The organism is Citrobacter sp. TBCS-15, from assembly GCF_005280815.1.
Taxonomy (GTDB): domain Bacteria; phylum Pseudomonadota; class Gammaproteobacteria; order Enterobacterales; family Enterobacteriaceae; genus Citrobacter; species Citrobacter werkmanii.
Window position 1 is genome coordinate 1 of the sequence record NZ_SZWK01000265.1, and the last position, 565, is coordinate 565.

Here is a 565-nt window from a genome sequence, read left to right on the forward strand (position 1 = left end):
ATGTAAGTTTTAATGAATGGCCAGTCAAATCAATTTCGCCTCCATTATCAAGTATTTTAATTGACAATGTTCTAGCGTTGACGTCGCCTTGCATTATTTGAATTGGTTGTGGGAAGCCTTTATTGACCGTATCCCATACAATCGCTCTATTTTTAAAATTATCTAAACTCATTAAAAAATACCATTATTGTTAATTTCAATCAAATGTAATTAAACCACTTTCTACTTTTATAATTTCATTGAATTAGCATAAATAGCGCCTTTTTTCAATGTTGTTTTAACGTCTTGCATACCTTTTTTATTTCTTAAAAAGTACATACCATGATAACCGCTAGTATAATTAGCTCTAGTACCTGCGTCAATAACTATTTTATCGCCTTTTTTAACTTGTTTTAAGTTACTTGATAATTGACCAGTATTTTGGTATCTAGCATAAGTATAGGTGTGACCATGACTTCTAATTAATCTAGTTCTTCGGCTTGCACTATTCGCTTTAGCTTTAAATTCTGCTTCAAACCAGTCGCCCATGCGTTCTGTTACTTTAGTTTGCATTTCTTTAGCTATG

The 565-nt window shown here is 31.7% G+C and carries 2 protein-coding genes; both read right to left on the minus strand.

Annotated features, from left to right (window positions below; translation table 11 throughout):
- Positions 1–172 (minus strand): BppU family phage baseplate upper protein (locus tag FDW96_RS26225; RefSeq protein ID WP_137365908.1); only part of this gene is annotated, 172 nt, incomplete at its 3' end.
- A 56-nt stretch (positions 173–228) separates the two neighbouring features.
- A partial coding sequence (locus tag FDW96_RS15130; RefSeq protein ID WP_137365909.1) for a hypothetical protein occupies positions 229–565 on the minus strand: 337 nt, incomplete at its 5' end.